Below are 17,740 nucleotides of genomic sequence, written 5' to 3' on the forward strand. Positions count from 1 at the left end.
TCGAACTGGCGATATTCTCATGACGGGTGTTTGTCGACGCAGTGCGCCTACCAACGCTTCTTCCGCCGAACAGACTGATTTTTCTCGTCATCCGAGAAGTCGAATCGGGGCCAGCGGTACTTGGCGAAATACTGCTCCGGGTCCGTCTCAAGGAGCTTGATGCGCTCCGAATAGGTTGCATCGAATGTGGTGTTCTTTGGGCTGGTCACTTCGGCTCACCTCCATGGCGTAAGTCAGAGACAATTCTACCCGCACGGCTGAAAGAATCCATGTTAATTTTCGGCACTCCTCCTTGCGCCACGAAGGTCGTGGCCAATGACGAGCCGTACTTCATCAGAAGTTTTTGGTGAAAGCTCGTGAGGCCATTAACCGGTTTAGCATCAACGGTGAGCAGGCCAAAAAGGCTATTACCTGCGTAAACAGGGGCCACCGCGAACGATCCGTACTCGAGCTCCTCATCCGCTTCCGGCCCCGTGAGCTGACGGGTGTCCTGTACTAGTCGCCCTTCGCCCGCCAGCGCGAGCATGAGTGTCGGCGATTCGTGAGTGAACACTCGGCTAGATACGCGCCCCGTTCCGCCGATCCTTCCCCATGCTGCCGCAGTAAGGGTTGCGTGCTCTGGCGAGGTGACTTCAAAATAGTTCACCGACACACCAGTGTCGGGCCCCAACCTGCGGTTAGCGACCGTCAGCACTATGTGCCGTGCGCCTGACAGTTGCTCCTTTCGATCCCTGGCCCCGAGCTCAGGGTCCGAAGCTCTCAATATCAAGGCATCGAGCATGTTGATCTCCGACAGCAGCTCTCGGACTATATCGCGCCGTTCGCCTTGTTTGTACTTCGTGAGTTCCTTCCGGTGTCGCTCTCTGAAGGCTCGAAACCCGATTGCAGTCACCGCGACAACAATTCCAACCGCCAGCACCCATCCCCTTGTAGCACCCTCGAAGGCGAACGCTGCACCAGCGGCCGTGGTGCCTCCGAAGGAGAGTATCTCGGAGAGGAACGTCCCTCGTGTACCCAGCCATGTGAGGACCTTTGGCTCTGGCAAGACTAGGTCGTCCCCATTAGCAATCTGCATCACGTGTATACCCCCTTATCCCACCCGTGATGTGTTCGGGAATTATTACGGAAAGATCCCGAACGCCGCCGCAAAACCAGGCGTGGTGCCTCGTGTTCCCCCCCGGTCCGCGAAAATGCGTGAAGCCCCAGGCAGAACCAGAATTGCGCCTGGGGCTACGTGGAGCCGCCTGTCAGAATCGAACTGACGACCTTCTCATTACGAGTGAGATGCTCTACCGACTGAGCTAAGGCGGCATGAAGTACCTCGACGCATATTACCTGAACCAGTCGCGGGACCAAAACGTAGCCCTCACCTCGAGGTTCGTGCGATAAATTCCCGGCCCCGCCGCGACTTCCCTCGCCCTAATCAACAGGGCCGGTCACACATATTTGACGCAACCTGCCCACCATCGCGTCAAGGGCTCCTTCTTGCCGAACCCCTGAAGCGAGTAGCTCTCGCCCCATCCGGACCGCATCGACACATTGAAGTAGCTGCTCAGGCGTATTCCGTCGGGCCAGTTCAGCTGCGGTATTCGCATGGTCAGGGTGGATAGCGGGCACACCTCCGCCACCAGCATTAACGCTCACCATGAGTGCATCGCGGTACAGCCCCGCAATATCCATCAGCGAGAGATCCAACAGGTCAATAACCATTCGCGTTCGGCGGTTTTTCTGCTTCGTTTCCAGCTCCTTCATCGCGCCCGCACTCCCCCGCTGAGCTTTCGCCGCGCCACGCCCTTTCGCTCCGACGCCCAGGGCTTCCCGCAACTTCGCCAACTCAGCCTCATCCCGTTCAGCAGTGGCCGCCTCAGCTTCCTTCTTCGCCGACGCCACCAGCTCCCCGGTGTACAGATACGCGGCCCCGTCCTGATACACCTTTTCCGGGACCCGCAGTGCCCGTTGCCGCTGCGTGCGCGCCTGTTCGTCCGACGCCAACCGCTTGGCCCGTCCAACGTGCCCTCCCGACACAGACGCCGCCCAATCAATCTGCTTGTCGGTGAGCCCGAGGGCTGTGTCGTCGGCAAGAATGTGTTTGACCTCGTCTATTGAGGGCGTGGGGATGTAGACATGCCGGCATCGCGAACGGATCGTGACATGGACATCATCCGGGTCAGTGGACGGCGCGCAGAGGATAAACACCGTCCGCGGCGGCGGCTCCTCGATGGATTTCAGCAGGGCATTGGCGCCAGCATCGTTGAGCCGATCCGCATCCTCGACAATAACGACGCGCCACTGTGCGGTGGTGGGCATGCGCGACGCGGCTTCGATCATGTCACGCACCTGTTTGACCGGGATAACAACGCCTTCGGGCACGATCGTGACGATGTCTGTGTGCGTTCCGGCCAGGGCGGTTCGGCAGGCCTCGCATTGCCCACAACCAGGTGTTTCTTCTTTGCACATTAATGACGCGGCGAATGCTTTTGCAGCAACGGAGCGGCCCGCGCCGGGCGGCCCGGTGAAGAGCCAGGCGTGGGTCATGTGGGCGGATTGGTGCGCCGACGCAGGCTGGCTGGCGTGCGAGGCGTCCCCGGACTCAATAGTGGTCCCGCTACTGACGCTGCCCCCGCCTAGCTCGCTACCGCTATCCACACCGTTTCCACCAATGTCACTCCCCCGAGCAGTGATCTCACGGGCAGCGTACAGAGCGTTGGTGAGAGTTTCGCGCACAGTTGGGGATCCCACCATCTGCCGCAGCAGTGGTGGTTCGGGGCGGTCGGTGGCGCGGGAATTCATGGGAATAGTGTACGTTGCGCCCCGGACATGCCATGCCGGCGATGTGCGCGGCCGAGACACCGCACGATATACCCGGCCGAGACACCGCCCGTCGCACCGATTGACCAGTTATCCTATTGATTATGACTATTCAGGAGTATCTGCGGTGGCTTCGGGGGACGTCGTGGCCTTTGTATGCGGCCTTGGTACTTCTGGCTAATGTGGTCGGCGCGCTGGCGGTGGGGGCTTTCCTCCGGTTCTTGTTGCCCCTAGAAGAGCGCGACGATCTCACGGATTTTTCCAGTTCAGTGGGCGTTCTCTACGCGGTATACTTCGTCACGGCCGTCGTGGCGGGCATCGGCTGCACTGTTTTCCTGTTTCAGTCGGTACTCAGGTGGCAGCGCCATCCTGACCGCTTCGATCCGATCATGATCCGCCATCTGGTGCTGCGCATCCCCGCTTTCCAGGCGTTCCTGGGTGCGGCGCTGTGGCTCATCGGCGTGGTCATCTTCACTGCGGTGGCCACTACTCGTTCCGCGAGCCTCGCCGTGTCGGTGTGCGTGACGGCTCTTCTGGGCGGTGCGCTGGTCACGATGCTCACGTATTTCATTGCGGAGCGTCGCGTCCGCCCGATCGCGATCGCTGCCCTGGCGGTGAACGCGGATCGCACCTTCCTGGAGCCGTCGATTAGCGGGCGTATTCGCCAAGTATGGGTAACGACGACGGCCATCCCCGTGGTGGGGATTGTGTTGTTGGCGGTGGGCGCTCGCCAGGGCTTTTTCTCCAGCGACGCCGCGAGCCTGATGCCCGCGGTGGTGGCACTGGCGGTGACGTCGTTGGTTACGGGCTGGGCCGGCGCTGCGCTGCTCTCGATGAGCATCGCGGACCCCATTGATGAGCTTCAGGACGCTATCCTCCGCGTACGTCGCGGCGAGACGGATACCGACGTGCCCATCTACGACGGCTCGGAGATTGGTGTTCTGCAGGCCGGCTTCAACGAGATGATGCGCGGTCTGCGCGACCGCCAGCGCGTGCGCGATGTGTTCGGCCAGTACGTGGGCATCGAGGTGGCTCACCAGGCGATGGAGGAGAACCCGGTGTTGGGGGGTGAAGACCGTCTGGTTGCGGTGCTGTTCGTCGACGTGATTGGTTCAACGACGTTCGCGGTGAATCATTCGCCGGAAGATGTTGTGGAGACGCTGAATCAGTACTTTGATCGCGTCGTGGAGATCGTGCACAAGCACCGCGGGATTATCAACAAGTTTGAGGGCGACGCTGCGCTGGCTGTTTTCGGGGCTCCGCTCCCGCTTGACGACATCGCTGGCCACGCGTTGGCGGCGGCGCGTGAGCTTCGGGCAGAGCTGCGCGGTCTGCGCCTGCAATCGGGTATTGGTGTGGCTGCCGGGCACGTTGTGGCTGGTCACATTGGTGCCCATGACCGTTTTGAGTACACGGTGATCGGCGACGCGGTGAACCAGGCCGCTCGGTTGACGGATTTGGCTAAGGACACTCCTGGCCGTGTTTTGACCTCTGCTGCGACGTTGCGTCGTGCGAATGAGGCGGAGCAGGCGCGGTGGACTGCGCTGAAGTCCGTAGAGTTGCGCGGGCGCAAGGAGATGACTCAGCTGGCACGTCCTATTCGCCCGACGCTGGCTGACCGCTCGGAGAGGTAAAGCCCGGTACTCACTCGGTGGTCCCCGATGCTCGTTGCTGCTAGCTTTACTCGACGGTGGAGTGCCCGGGGAGTTTCTTGCGGATGACTTTGCCCATGGGGTTGCGGGGGAATTCGTCAACGAAGAAGACGTCCCGGGGGCGGTGCCCCTCGGAGAGTTCATTGACAACGTGCTCGCGGACTTCGTCTGCGGTGATCGGGTCGGTGCCTTGTTCTCTGATGATGTAGGCGCGAATGGCCTGGCCGTATCGGTCGTCCGCGACGCCGTGGACATAGGAGTCGTGGATCCGCGAGTGCGAAACAAGGGCGTTTTCAATCTCGATGGGGAAGATTTTTTCGGCGTATTGGGTAATGATGAGGTCATCCCCACGGCCGAGCACGTGGAGCATGTTGCCATCGGTGATGTACCCGCGGTCGTGCATGCAGATCGCACCGTTGATGGTGGGGATGTCGATGTCTTGGTCGGTGTACCCAGCGAAGAGGTCGTACACGGCAACCCAGATAAGGCCAATTTCGCCTTCAGGTACCGGGTTGCCGTCCTCGTCGCGGATGTCGACGATTTCGCCGGGGTAGATGCGGCCACTGAGTGCGGTGTCCGCGGCGAGTTCTTCGGGCCGCGCGACGGCGATCGGGCCGGATTCTGAGCTTCCGTAGAGGTTGCACAGGACGGGTTGCGCTTCTGGGCCACCTTCTAGGCCGCCGAATTTTTGGTTGGTTTTTTCGATTTCATGCGCAGCCAAGGGGCTACCTGCTGAGACGATGAAACGAAGCCCGTCAACGTGGTCAATTCCTTCGTTATCCATATAGGAGACGATGGAACGGAGCCGCGATGCAGCCGAGCACATCGCCGTGGCGTTGTAGTGCTGGATGTCGCGCAGTGTTTCTTCCGGAGAGAAGCCCCGTCGAGCAATGATGGTGGATTGCGTAAATAAGGATAAGACGAGGTTGGCCCACCCATAGTCGTGGAAGAGAACACTGGTGAGGATGACAGTGAGGCCCCGCTTCCAGGGAATCCCTGAGGCTAATGGTGCCGCCCCTTGCGGCGACTTGAAGGCCCCACGGATCACGCCCTTCGGCATTCCGGTGGTTCCCGACGTCATAACAACGTGGAAGCCACGTTTCGGTCTTAAGGGTAGTGAGTCTGTTACTCGGGCCTGCCTGATGATGTCATCCATGGTCTCATAACGTTCAGCGTTGTCGGAGTTATCGACGTGGCCGAGGATGATGTCATATTTATCTGTGGCATCATCTGCGAGCATGGGGAGGAATTCATCGTCCAGGATGAAGACGTCAATGTGGTTGAATGCCAGGACGTGCTCGAGCTGTTTTGCCGACGTGTTCGCGTTGATCATAAAGATGTTGAAGCCCAGCATGTGGCGGCACGTAAGGGGGAGTATGGCTGCCCTACCATTGCGGGCTAAAACAGCGACGTTGGTGCCGGCCTTGACTCCGCGAGCCTGCAGGCCAAGGGCGAGGCGGTTGGTGCACTCCCAAAATTCGGCGTAAGTGAGCTCGCCGTCATCGTCAACGAGCCCTAATCGGTCCGGATTCATCCAGGCAGCCATGGATAGCATGGTCGTTTCCAGTGCTCCCCAGCGGTAGAAGCTTTTCGCTGCGGCGGCGATGTCGCCAGGCCCCATGGGCTCGAGGACCTCGAGGTCCTTGAGAATACGCAAAAAGTAGCCAAACTGCTGAAGTTTGACCTTAGCAGGTGCTCCGTGGTTAATCCGTGGAGTAAGCGTAAAATTTGACAAATCTACATTCCTTTAAGCCTTATCTGACAGCAAAATTAGGGAAACAGCTGCAGTGTTCAAATCGGAATGAGCGTATCAAGCGTTACTTTTTACCGCAAAATTACTATAACCTGATCAAACAACTCTCAAATACTTCACATTTTCTACAACCGGAATTAGCCTACCTAATGCAGACACGGATAGCTAGTTATTTTAACTGTTCTACTTAATCGCTATATTCTTCCCCGTAGTGTGGTAGCTCGCGTTTAATAACTTTTCCAGCTGGTCCACGGGTGAAGTTTTTCACGAAGACGACATCTCGAGGAACATGCGCCTTGGAGAGGTGTTCTTCGACCCATTTTCTCACTTCGTCGGCATATGGCCGTTCTGATCCAGTATCGCGGATGACGTAGGCGCGAAGCGCTTGGCCGGTTGTTTTGTCGTCAGCGGCTAGTACGGTGACATCCTGCACTCCTGGCATTTGCATAATGCTTTCTTCAAGCTCGATGGGGTATATCTTCTCCCCATACTGAGTAATCACAAGGTCATCCGCACGGCCGTGCACATACAGCTTTCCATCGCGAACGACCCCGCGATCCCCCATTGGCCAATAACCTTTAATTAAGGGAATAGAGATATTGGGGTCTGTGTAACCAGCGAAAAGGTCGAAGCAGGAAATGGCGACGAGGCCTTCTTCCCCTTCTGGAAGCTCATTTCCTTCATCATCGAAGATTTTGACAATGCATCCGGGGTAGATTTTTCCTGTCAGCTCCGGGTCTTTCACCAATTCATTTGCTGGCGCGACGGCAACGGCGGATGTTTCACTGCTGCCATACATTGAGTACAGGACGGGACCGAATTTTTCATTGGCCCGCTTGATTTCATAAGGAATGAGGGGACTGCCGGAATTTGTAATGATTTTCAGGCCATCATACCGCTCCATGCCCTGTTCATCCATGTAACCAATGACTTCGCGGATGCGCGTTGCCGCCGTCACCCACATCGTGACGTCATACTTTTTGAAGTCATGAATAACCTGGCTTCCGGAAAAATGTCTGCGGGCTATGACAGTGGACTGGGCGAAAAAGGCAAACCCCATGTATGCCCAGCCATAGGCGTGGAATAGGACCGCCGTTAAGAGAACGGTCATACCACGTTCTAATGGCATAGCATCTGCGACCGATGCGAAACCCTGGGGTGAATTCAATGGCCGACGCACCACGCCCTTGGGCGTGCCGGTGGTTCCCGACGTCATCACCACATGCATCCCTTTATAAGGCTTTTCAGGCAGCTCGTAATCGGCGGGAGCGGTGTGGATAAGCTGGCTTATCGATACGTAGGTGTCGCTCGCACCACTCTTGCTCGACGACGGTTTATCACGATGGGCTATAAAGACAGTGCGGTCCCGGGTCTTATCTGTCAGCAGCGGAATGAATTCTTCGTCCACGATGAGGGCGTCTACCTGGTGGAAGTCGAGGTACTGCTCGATTTGAGGTGCCGACGCGTTCGCGTTGATCATGAAAATGTTGTAGCCAGCCATCTGACGTGCGCAGAGTGGAAGAATCGAACCACGACCATTAAGGGCCATAACCGCAACATTGGCACCGTCACCCAAGCCACGGGAGTGCAGAGCCTGAGCTAACTTATACGCGGAATCGTATAGCTCTTTGTATGTCAGAGTGCCGTCGTCATCGATGAGAGCCAGGCGGTTAGGAACTTGCCGAGCTCCTCGGGAAATTATAAAGCCTTCTAACCCGCCCCAACGCTTAAGATTCTTTAGATCCTTTCGGAGGTCAGCCCAACCATTGAACTTAACAAACTCTTTTTGGCGAGACCGCTTGAGGAGCAGGGCAAGCTGCTTGAAGATTTCCTTCTTGGAAAGTACCCGAGGAACCCGCGTTTCGAAGGTATAGGATTTAGTATTCATTGGCTGAAGACCTCTTCACCTTTAAATAGGGTTACACGGAAGAATTGCACTGGGGACTTATATTTTTCTTTACTATTTAAAATCGAAAAGGAACCGCCTGTCATTACAACAGAAACGGTTCCTTTTCCAATTATTTTGACGCTTCACACCAGGAGCTATAATGGGCTATGCACGAATACCAAAGATCCGTATGGAAATTTAGCTCATCAAAGTCCACTGGTGATATACGCCCAGCACCGCAATCACCAGCATAAGTCGAAATCAGGTTTGACTTTAAGATTCTGGAGCCGTCGAGTGATCAGGCAGCTCGTGTCGGATAACTTTACCCATGGGATTTCTCGGAAAACTATCAACGAAAAACACGTCCCTCGGAACATGAGCCTCGGAGAGATGAGCCTTCGTGGTAGCACGAATATCGTCTGCAGTTAAATCGCTTGGCGCTACGCCCTCACTTCGAATCACGTAAGCCACGAGAGCCTGCCCATACTTCGGATCCTTGACCCCGTGTACGTGTACGTCACCAATCCGATCATCTCGAACGAGGAGATCTTCAATTTCAGATGGGAAAATTTTCTCGCCATACTGAGTAATTACCAAATCATCGGCGCGGCCAAGCACATAGAGCTTACCGTCCCTAAAGTAACCCTTGTCGCCCATTCGCAACATGCCGTCAACTGTTCTCATCTTAATTTTCGGGTCTGTATATCCTGCGAACATGTCATACGTTGAAGCACAAACCTCACCAGTTTCCCCCTCCGGGACCGGATTACCATCTTCATCACGAATCTCAACACGAACCCCGGGGTAAACGGCCCCTGTCAACGTGGGATCGTTTCCTAGCTCTTCAGCGCTCGATCCCGCCAGAATAGAGGTTTCAGTGCTTCCGTAGCCGTTAACGAGGATACGTCCGAACTTAGAATTAACCTCTTCGACCTCATACGGCATTAAGGGGCTACCGGAGGAAATTATGAAGTCGAGACCGTTGACTCGCTCGATTCCAGCGTTGTCAAGGTAAGCACACGTTTCCCTCAGCCTCGAGGCTGCACTAGCCCAGCTGTCAATGTCGTACTTATCGATTTCCTTGATAACTCTTTCCGGATCAAATTTCCGCTGGGTAATTATCGTGGACGTCGTTAGCAAGCAAAGCACGAGCATTCCCCAGCCGTAAAAGTGGAACAATACGGAGGTAAGAAGGAGACGCATGTTGCGGTGTAGGGGATATGCAGCCAATGCAGGAGCAACCCCTTGGGGTGACCTAAGCATCCGTCGCACCACGCCCTTGGGCATACCGGTAGTTCCCGACGTCATCACCACATGAACTGACCTCGGAGGATTCTTGGGAAGATTGTCTTCCCCAAAGCGATAAGCTGTTTCTGGGACCGAAGCGCCGTTGATGATATCTTGTAACGTTTTCAGACCCTCATCGGCAGCGCTAAAGCCATCTTCTTCATATCCAATAATCACTTGGACCGTGGCTTTAGTTTTCTCTGTGAGGCGTCCGTAGAAATTACTATCAACAATAATTGTCGTGATCTCGTGAAACTCAAGAACTTTTTCGATTTGCTGTCCCGAGCTATTCGCGTTGATCATGAAAATATGATATCCGACCATTTGCCGTGCAAATAGGGGGAGAAGGACATCCCGTCCATTTAAAGCCAGTACTGCTACATTCTGTCCCGCAACGACGCCATTATCCTGGAAACCATGTGCCAACCTTAGAGTTTCGTCGTAAAGCTCCTTGTACGTGAACTGACCTTTATCGTCGATGAGTGCCGTTCGGTCGGGATCCTTGCGGGCGCTTATCGCAAGATTTCCTGCTTCTAGGGCACCCCAGCGCTTTAGGAACTTCGCGTTTTCGCGTATTCCTCTTATGCCACCTAATTCGAAAACGTCAGTACGCTTTACCTGTTTTAGGAAAAACAAAAACTGCTGAACTAACTGCTTTTTTGACACATGCAGATCAGTCTCGGGATGCAGGGTGTAGTCGGCCATAGAATTTTCTCCTTTAATGGTCCATAAATCGATTAGCTGAAAACGTCACAAACGTATGTGAAGTCTTCACGTTCCATCGATTCAACCTTTTCCTGGGCAGTGGTGACATCTAAACCGTCTTTATCTGCAATAATCTTCGTTATTGTTGCTCTTACGGCCGGGGCGAGGTGTTCGGCATCACCACACACATAGATTCGTGCCCCTTGCTCAAGTAGTTCAATTACATCATCACGGTCTACCCACAACCTGTCCTGAACATGCTTAACCTCGATATTCTCGGTTCCCATTGACTCCGGGTGACGCGAAAAGGCTTCGCGTACATCGACGGCACCACTTTCTTCCCACTTCATGAGTTCGTCTTTATACAGGTAGTCCGAGGATGCGCCGTGGCAGCCATAGAAAAACAGGCTCCGACTCAATTGGTCATCACTGTTCTTCGCGCGGACGACATTTTCTTCGAGAAAAGCACGCATGGGAGCAATCCCGGTACCGGCTGCAACCATTATCATTGGTCGCTCGATCGACTTTTCAGGACGGAAGTGCGTATTACCCGGCGTTACAGATACCGAGATCCGGGAACCTACCGGTTTATTGGCCAGCCACGTGGTAGCAACCCCTCTATACCTTCCAAAACCTGACCATGCTGGTGCATCAATTTGGGAAATAGTAAGTTCTGCCAACTGCGGGTCCCTGAGGGCCGAAGACGAGATGGAATACTTCCGTGGTTTCATGGGCTGCAACATACTGAGAAAAGCCTCGAATGTTGTGTCGATCGATTTAAACTCGGTTAGCAAGTCTAATACCGATCGGCGTTTGTCTTGAATCTCCCGTTGATAGTTCTTGTCGTCAGCTAGTTCTTCTAACTTCGCTTTTTCAGGAGGGCATACGCATTCGCTAGCCAATTCGCGAACTTGACGAACAGAGGCTGGCGTGTTGAGTTCGACATAGCCCCCAATTAGCTCACTCACCGTGACGGGGACATCGAGCGGAAGAAAACTTGACCTTCCGGCTAAGCGAACTTGTTGGTCGGCGGACAGATCGAATTTGGATAGCACTCGCTCTACCTGTTCGGCCGGATTTCTTGGCACGAACTCGAGGTAGTCACCGGTCTTGTACTCCGTCCCCTCAGGCAGGCGAATTGCTATCTTCCGCTTGTGGTTAATTGGGCCATCAGCTTCAGTGCTTAAAACCTGGTTTTCTTCTATAACAGCGTTAACAAAACCATTTTCAGGTTCATCACGAAGCACGGTATTCCTGTCTCCAGAAATCATAGAGACAGAAACCTGGTCACCAATCTCACCTGCATCCAGGTCGACTCCGGTCAAAGTGGAGATCCGATCCCATAGCTCTTGGGACCAGTCTTCGAAGGCACCAGCATAATCCGACCGGACGTCAGCCACACCGCGGTCCAGAATTCTTTCTGCACCCAAGGCTTCTAGCTGTTCATCGATCAAGGTTGGGATCCGTTGGAATGTATTTGCCCATTCACTGTTGCCAACACCAAGAACTGCGTATTTGACGCCGGAAAGATCCGCATCAACCGTGGAAGTGAGCCAATTTACGAACTTTCGGGCGTTATCGGTGGGAAGCCCCTCATATGAAGCTGTACAGATTAAAACTGGCTGATCAGTAGGAAGCTTTTGCCCCACTACTTCATTTAGCTCCTTAAAAGCTACGTCGAAACCTTGTGCCTGGCCGAAGGTGGCTAGCTGTCGCGCAAAGTTTTTACTCGTCCCAGCATTAGACCCATACAAAATGGTTAGACCGTAGCCATTTGGCTCTTTCTGCTGAAGGCTCTGCCCAAGATTGCTGTTTTCCGCCGTCTCATCCTGGTGCTTCTTCGAAGTACCGGCCATACCGAGATAAGGCCGTCCCTGCCTCGGCTTGATATGTACAAAGAAGTCTTTGGGCTTACGGGTCAGACCATCAAGGAAATGAAGTTGATAATTTGGGTCTTCAAACTCGAATTCGAAATGCTGAAGTGCCAGGGCCAACGCTAAAGTAGCTTCCTGGAGGGCGAAGAAGCGGCCGATACATGAACGCTGTCCGTTCCCAAATGGTTTCCAGGCATTATGCGGGATTTCCGTTGCACGTTCGCTGCTGAAACGGTCTGGATCGAATTTTTCAGGGTCTGGCCAGACACTTGGGTCACGGTGCAACAGGCTGAGTTCTATTAATAGAACATCACCGGGTTCAACTCCAACGCCCTCCGGTAACACTTTGGACCCTTTTCCTAGGACGGTGGGTTCAAGAGGCGTTACGGCATACCCAGGCGCTGGTGGATACTTCCGTAGCGTTTCGCGCAATATTTGGTCAAGGTAGCCCAGATCTTTAATATCGTCATACTCAGGGAACCGGCCATCTAGGACGTTATCAACGACTTCACGAGCTCTTGCCATAACATCAGGATTTTTCAAAAGCTCATAAAGGGTGAAGCTTAGAAGTCCTGACGTAGTCTCATGGCCAGCGATCAAAAAGGTAATTAACTGGTAACGGAGATTCCGATCACTAAGCCCCTTTCCTGACGAAGGATCTTTTGCCGACAGCATAAGATCCAACACGTCCTCTTCACCTTCCGGAGAGGGGTTTTGTTTGCGCTCGGCGATAAGGAAGTCAACGAGGTCTTCCATCACCGTGACATCGTTATGAAAGCGACGATCAGCGAGGACATTCATCTTCTTCGCAAAGTCCGGCAGGTGCGCGCGCTTCCCCGACTCATCAAGACCATCCGCCATGGCGTCAATGAAAGGATGAAGCTTTTCAGAATAGAACGAATTGAAGCGGTAACTAAACGATGTTAGCGCGATTGTATCCAACGTCAGGCGCGTAAAGTCGCTAGGTAGATCAACCCTAGCATCACCACGGGTCCGCGACCACTTATACATTAACTGGTCAGCTATGTCCGCCATTCCCTCATACATGCCCTTTAAAGCAACGGGGGTAAAAGCCGGCATCAGAATCCTGTGAGCACGTTCCCACTCAGGATCTTCCTGATCGGCGGTAAAGAGACCATTTCCAGCGAAAGCCCGAATCTCAGCCAAGGCGTCATGAATATCTTTTTGAAATCTAGATTCATCAGCCAACTCATTAGCCAGCTCGAAGGAAGTAATCACATATAGCGGTGGTTTATTCGGCAGGTGGTGAACATAAATGCCACCATATTCATGAGCCAACTTCTGCGCGGATTCAACCACTTTGGCTGGATTTATCGCGTACAAGGTCCCAATGCCGGGTAACGGTCGCGGTCCGGGAACCTGGGTATTCATTGAATTCCAATCCTAATATAGAAGCTCGAGACACCGACTCCATTCGAAGTTCGGCGGTGCAGGGCGAAACGAGGTGTAGAGCCGTTTGCTGTCACATTGTCCGCCGCTTGAAGACCCCTATGTTTGATAGGGTAACAAAATTATATTTCCAAAAGCGATGACAGTGAGTATCAAGTAATCGATCGAATGGTTTTTAGGCTTCCAATGCCCGGCTGGAACTACAAGCTCTGTTGAGCGTGCGCCGAAATCTAGCCAATGCCCGGACCTAACTCAAAAGCCGATTTGATGTGCTGAATTAGCTTCTTAACGACTTGGACTCAAGCGATTAATTGAGTGACCCGGGCGACCTGGCAACTAAGGCTATTTGAAGAAGTACATGATATCGGGAGCCGCATTCATTAATCGCGTTACCCAATCGTCAAAATTCCAAGTGCCCGTGGTGAAAAATAGCGGGCCTTTCGGGGCGTATGTTTCCCAAAAACTTTGAAAATCCATTTCAACCTTTCAAACGAACAGGAGAATTTCGAATTTACTGTTTACGGCAGCTTCACCGAAGTTGCTTACACAGAGTTAGGCCATGTAGCTACGAACTTTGTCCGCATAGAACTGGTTACCGTCTGCCGTCAGGTGTCCCCATAGGTTGTGCTCCTGATCATCCACTAGGGAAGCCGACAAGCGGTGGGGATTATCGGTGCAACCATTGTTATTATTCGCCGCATTGATTTCGGCCATCATGTCAAGGTATGGGACGCCGGCCTTTTCTGCAGCTGACCGCTGCCAGTCACGGACGAAGTCCTGCACGGGTGCCCAACCCCCGCCATAGACATGGCCTGCAACCCCAAAGAGATTAGTAGGACAGATGTTGTTATTTCCGTCGGTCAGATCAGGGTATCCGCCAACCACGATTCTGGCGTTGGGAGCCGCTTGACGAACCCGATTAATCTGATCAGCCATGGTATTCACGAACAACGCTTTGTGCTCTTCGAAAGGCAAGTTGGCGTTCTGATACACATCATTGAACCCAAAGAAAACGCTGACTAACCGCGTGTTATTATTCAATTTACCTTCATGAAGAGCTGCGTCTACCTGCGCCCGGAAGTTATGCGGATGCTCGGCCGCAGCTGGAGAAGCGGCACATGCATAGTTGTTTGTCTCAATACCAGTGTCGTGGCCGATGCGATTCGGGAAGTTATCTTTACCCAGGGCACAGTGGCCGGGTGCAACCTCAGGAATATTCAGTTGGGATCTAAGCTGGTCGTTAGCTTGTGCGGAAAGCTGAATCTGTGTTGGGTTTGATGGGATTGAATCACCAAAGCTGACGTAATTTCCATCATCAGCTTTTGCCTCAAAGTTGCCCGAAGTTGCGAGGACTCCGACTGCTGCAACGGCGGACACTATCGCAGTGGCAGCGATCACTTTAACGCGGGTTTTGAGTCTAGTCACAATTCTTACCTCTTCGGAGCGGATGGTTTTGGTTGGCGCGCACTACGCCTCCCTTACGGGATGAATCGACAAGCGAATCACATCTGTTACACAGCAGTAAAAGTAGACGTAGATAGGACGCAAGCCGCCGGGGGCCTAGATGACTTTGACAATACACTAGGCTTACTACGCTTACAACACGATCGGCAGCGCGTAAGGCTTTTTGGACCGCTTTTGCAGCAGACTATGGAATTTTCTTCGAAGGTGGGTCGCCCAGTGGGCGTGCGATTCGTTGCGTGTTGTCGAACCTTGAATATTTATCCACTAGGACAGCGAACTTAACTTAGCGCTTGCGATGGTACCCACGGGAACACTTCGACCTCCGACCCGCCGAACGCTTTAGCAGCGTTATCGACACTGCCCGTCTTCCGCTGTATCGATGTAGTAAAAGCCGACCTCCGCAGCAGCGTACCAACTCCTACTACGGTTACGACAGTTCCGATCAAAATAAATCACCAGCTACGATCTCACTCTGGCGAATTTGTCACCAGTCCATTCCACATACTGATACCACCAAGCCCTCCCTTGAGGGAGACACCGACAGGTGAACTTCCGGTCATCAGCAGCTGTTTCAATGAGGAATAAGTAGCAGGAGGCGGTACGGATACTTTTGGGACAGGTCTTCACGAACTCCCTAAGGGGCTTTCCCTGGTAGCTTCCCATCGTTCATCGCTGAAGCTGAATGGAGCAGAGCCCGGATATCGTATTGCACTGGGTAGATCGGCGGGATATCGCGCTTGAGGTTTTAGCATTCCATAGACTGTCATTTGGCCTGTGCGTGTCGAGCCCTCGGTGGTGAACACACAAGTCATCCGGAGTCTCAACAAACTAACCAGTAAAGCCCAGGTTGGTGGATCGAGCAGGCACTGGATCATGCCGGTCCCCTGCGTCACGAGGAACAAATTTGAACGTGATGTACGGCATCACCGCAAGGCGAACTTTGGTGTGTTTGATAGTTTTCTCTACTTCGTCAACCTCGAAGTGATAGTAGAACTCGCGAAGAACTTCCTCACCAGTACATTCCTACATGGGCCTTCCTGTTACAGTGCCCTTCTTCCACCAGTGAAGACCATATGCCCACACCACGCACAGTCCGTCCTGCTGACCCGGGAACTGCGGTTGCCGGTGAACAGTAAGAGAGCACAACCAGGAAGAATCGCCGGCAGTGATGATTCCTGCATTCACTACTCGTCCGTTGAGCACGTCGCGATCGGTGAGTTCCCGTATTTTCGCAGTGAACGGGTTGTCGTAGCCCTCGTAGAAGTTGAAGCTGATTGATTCCCACACCGTGGATTCTGGGTCCGAGCAGAACCGCTCTGGGCGGCCGCAATTCGGAGCCTTGGCGACAATATTCTTCCATAGACTCCACGCTGGTCCAGGGGTTTTCTTAAACTCCGGTACCGCGTCTTAAACTCCGGCACCGTGTCCATGTCCCCGTAGCCCGTGGACTCTGTCAGTGAACCATTGGTGACGATAACGAGGTCTTGAGGCCGTGTCGCGATTGTCTCCTTATTCCGAGGGACACAAAACTCCTCTCTCCTCCCAATAGTGGAAAGTCCGGACCGATACCCCCAGGCGTTCCGCAAGCTCCCCCACCGTGAACACGTGGGCACTGTCTCCATCATTATCAGCCGTCATATATCAAGTATTTCCCCTCACGCGACGTGAGGTTCCCACCAAACGTTGTGAAGGCCTCGGTGCGTATAAGGCTGCGGGTCCCGGACTTCGAGGCCTCAAAACCTATTCACCCTGGATATCCACTACAACCTTACCGCGAACACCGTTACCCGACAGGTTCTCCAGCTCATGCGGGATATCGGCGTAATTAATTGTGCGGCCCACCACCGGTTTCAGCACGCCGTCCTCGCAGAGCTTCGCGAGGTGCGTTAGCTGGTTACCGGAGGGATGCATCAGCAAGAACTCGTACCGCACGCCAGCCTTCTCCGCCGCGCGTCGCGTCGATAAGCTAATAGCTCCGAAGAGCAGGCGGAGCACAGGGTTCAGCTCCTGTTCCTTAGCCAGCTGTGGCGTCGGGTCTGTTGAAATACCCACGACGATGCCACCCGGCTTCGTGACCGAAATCGAGCGCTTGAGCTGGGGCCCACCAATCGGATCAAACACCACATCGAGGTCGCTCACGTGCTCCTCGAATCGCTGAGTCCGGTAATCAATGACCTCGTCTGCGCCCAAAGAGCGAACGAAATCCGCGTTCTTGCCCGACGCTGTCGCGATGACAAAGGCGCCCAAATGGTGCGCCATCTGGACAGCCAAGCTACCCACCCCGCCCGAACCAGCGTGGATGAGAACGCGATCACCCGGCTTGAGCTCGGCTTTCTCCGTCAGCGCCTGCCACGCCGTCAAGCCGACCAAGGGCAGGCTCGCGGCATCGGTGAACGACATCCCCTGAGGCGCCAGCGCCACTGTGTCCTCGTGGGTGGCGAAGAACGGTGTAAACGCACCCAATCGGTCCGACTGGGAACGGAAAAACACGCGATCCCCCGGTTTAAAGAGGGTCACCTCGGAGCCGACCTGACACACCACACCGGCACCATCGCTACCCGGGATCAACGGAAAATCAAAGGACAACAAGGCCCGCATCTTCCCATCCAAAATCTTCTGATCAACCGGGTTGAGCGATGCTGCCCGAACGCTAATCACCACGTCATGCGGATCCGGCTGCGGAACAGGCATATCTTTCAGTGTCAGCTGCTTGCCATAACCTGTGGCAACCCAGACGTCGTGCATGACGTCGGATTCGGGGATGTCAGAGGCAGGGATATCGGCGTCAGAAATATGCGAATTATTAACAGAATCGTTCATCCCTCCACCATAGACACAGAAGCGGCGAGCGCAGTGTGATAGCGACACCGCCACGTGACTATTCCCACAGCACAAACAC

Annotated in this window: 11 protein-coding genes, 1 tRNA gene and 2 pseudogenes; 1 reads left to right on the forward strand and 13 read right to left on the reverse strand. The window is 54.2% G+C overall.

Going from position 1 to position 17,740, the window contains the following annotated elements:
• Positions 1-47: 47 nt before the first annotated feature.
• The 4 genes from JMN36_RS04080 to JMN36_RS04095 form a co-directional block, all read right to left on the reverse strand.
• Positions 48-209 (reverse strand): hypothetical protein, encoded by a 162-nt coding sequence (locus tag JMN36_RS04080; protein ID WP_204087642.1) that lies wholly within the window; start codon positions 207-209, stop codon positions 48-50.
• Positions 206-1,078: a hypothetical protein gene (locus tag JMN36_RS04085; RefSeq protein WP_204087643.1), complete on the reverse strand. Its 873-nt coding sequence runs from the start codon at positions 1,076-1,078 to the stop codon at positions 206-208. The genes JMN36_RS04080 and JMN36_RS04085 overlap by 4 nt, the downstream gene beginning before the upstream one ends.
• A gap of 157 nt (positions 1,079-1,235) precedes the next feature.
• Positions 1,236-1,311: transfer RNA gene (locus JMN36_RS04090), tRNA-Thr, on the reverse strand.
• 108 nt (positions 1,312-1,419) lie between these two features.
• On the reverse strand, positions 1,420-2,790 hold the full coding sequence (locus JMN36_RS04095) for a DNA polymerase III subunit delta' (RefSeq protein ID WP_204087644.1): 1,371 nt from the start codon (positions 2,788-2,790) through the stop codon (positions 1,420-1,422).
• A gap of 119 nt (positions 2,791-2,909) precedes the next feature.
• Between JMN36_RS04095 and JMN36_RS04100 the strand changes: the two genes are divergently transcribed.
• On the forward strand, positions 2,910-4,442 hold the full coding sequence (locus JMN36_RS04100) for an adenylate/guanylate cyclase domain-containing protein (protein ID WP_412728582.1): 1,533 nt from the start codon (positions 2,910-2,912) through the stop codon (positions 4,440-4,442).
• A 46-nt stretch (positions 4,443-4,488) separates the two neighbouring features.
• On the opposite strand, the gene JMN36_RS04105 is transcribed toward JMN36_RS04100, so the two are convergent.
• The 9 genes and pseudogenes from JMN36_RS04105 to JMN36_RS04145 form a co-directional block, all read right to left on the reverse strand.
• Positions 4,489-6,195 carry an AMP-binding protein gene (locus tag JMN36_RS04105; protein WP_221923897.1) on the reverse strand — a complete coding sequence of 569 codons (1,707 nt, stop codon included), beginning with the start codon at positions 6,193-6,195 and terminating at the stop codon, positions 4,489-4,491.
• Between the two features lie 205 nt (positions 6,196-6,400).
• Positions 6,401-8,101, reverse strand: coding sequence for an AMP-binding protein (locus JMN36_RS04110; RefSeq protein ID WP_221923898.1), 1,701 nt, complete (start codon positions 8,099-8,101; stop codon positions 6,401-6,403).
• 273 nt (positions 8,102-8,374) lie between these two features.
• On the reverse strand, positions 8,375-10,093 hold the full coding sequence (locus JMN36_RS04115; RefSeq protein WP_221923899.1) for an AMP-binding protein: 1,719 nt from the start codon (positions 10,091-10,093) through the stop codon (positions 8,375-8,377).
• Between the two features lie 32 nt (positions 10,094-10,125).
• Positions 10,126-13,359 (reverse strand): bifunctional cytochrome P450/NADPH--P450 reductase, encoded by a 3,234-nt coding sequence (locus JMN36_RS04120; RefSeq protein WP_221923900.1) that lies wholly within the window; start codon positions 13,357-13,359, stop codon positions 10,126-10,128.
• 570 nt (positions 13,360-13,929) lie between these two features.
• The gene (locus tag JMN36_RS04125) at positions 13,930-14,802 is read right to left on the reverse strand and encodes an SGNH/GDSL hydrolase family protein (protein WP_221923901.1); all 873 of its coding nucleotides are present in this window, start codon (positions 14,800-14,802) and stop codon (positions 13,930-13,932) included.
• Between the two features lie 867 nt (positions 14,803-15,669).
• Positions 15,670-16,191, reverse strand: a pseudogene (locus tag JMN36_RS10680) (oleate hydratase).
• 101 nt (positions 16,192-16,292) lie between these two features.
• Positions 16,293-16,388 (reverse strand): annotated as a pseudogene (locus JMN36_RS11075) (hypothetical protein); the annotation flags it as partial.
• A complete protein-coding gene (locus JMN36_RS11080; RefSeq protein WP_221923902.1) occupies positions 16,351-16,479 on the reverse strand; it encodes a MerR family DNA-binding transcriptional regulator in 129 nt (42 codons plus the stop codon). The gene JMN36_RS11080 and the pseudogene JMN36_RS11075, both read right to left, overlap by 38 nt.
• A 102-nt stretch (positions 16,480-16,581) precedes the next feature.
• A complete protein-coding gene (locus tag JMN36_RS04145) occupies positions 16,582-17,661 on the reverse strand; it encodes an NADP-dependent oxidoreductase (protein ID WP_221923903.1) in 1,080 nt (359 codons plus the stop codon).
• Between the last annotated feature and the right edge of the window lie 79 nt (positions 17,662-17,740).

It is taken from the genome of Corynebacterium pseudokroppenstedtii (assembly GCF_019754945.1).
GTDB lineage: Bacteria > Actinomycetota > Actinomycetes > Mycobacteriales > Mycobacteriaceae > Corynebacterium > Corynebacterium pseudokroppenstedtii.

What these genes read in the sequence shown, in the direction of transcription:
- JMN36_RS04120 (WP_221923900.1), bottom strand. Translation starts at nt 13,359, where the DNA reads ATGAATACCCAGGTTCCCGGACCGCGACCGTTACCCGGCATTGGGACC.
- JMN36_RS04110 (WP_221923898.1), bottom strand. Translation starts at nt 8,101, where the DNA reads ATGAATACTAAATCCTATACCTTCGAAACGCGGGTTCCTCGGGTACTT.
- JMN36_RS04095 (WP_204087644.1), bottom strand. Translation starts at nt 2,790, where the DNA reads ATGAATTCCCGCGCCACCGACCGCCCCGAACCACCACTGCTGCGGCAG.
- JMN36_RS11080 (WP_221923902.1), bottom strand. Translation starts at nt 16,479, where the DNA reads ATGACGGCTGATAATGATGGAGACAGTGCCCACGTGTTCACGGTGGGG.
- JMN36_RS04145 (WP_221923903.1), bottom strand. Translation starts at nt 17,661, where the DNA reads ATGAACGATTCTGTTAATAATTCGCATATTTCTGACGCCGATATCCCT.
- JMN36_RS04115 (WP_221923899.1), bottom strand. Translation starts at nt 10,093, where the DNA reads ATGGCCGACTACACCCTGCATCCCGAGACTGATCTGCATGTGTCAAAA.